Source organism: Pseudomonas rossensis (genome assembly GCF_039888995.1).
GTDB classification, from domain to species: Bacteria; Pseudomonadota; Gammaproteobacteria; order Pseudomonadales; family Pseudomonadaceae; genus Aquipseudomonas; species Aquipseudomonas rossensis.
On record NZ_JBBWCB010000411.1, the window covers coordinates 1 to 236 of the forward strand.

General features: G+C 58.1%; 1 pseudogene. It reads right to left on the bottom strand.

From position 1 onward, the window contains the following. Positions 1 to 236, bottom strand: a pseudogene (locus WLY71_RS31090) (stage II sporulation protein M); the annotation flags it as partial.

The window sequence follows — 236 nt, forward strand, 5'->3', positions numbered from 1 at the left end:
CCCGTGGCCAACCACGAATGACCAGAAGGTTTGCCCGTAGCCGATGTGCGTCAGGTGCCCGGCCACCGCACCAATCATCAAACCGTTGAAGAACAGGAAAAACGCGCTGCCCAGGCCAACAACAAACCGCTGGCGAAGGTCTGAAAGGCAATGCCGATGTTGTGCATGATGTAGTAACCGAACATCACCCAGTCTTCACTGGCTGCCCGTTCGGCAGAGCGGCCCAAATGACCGGC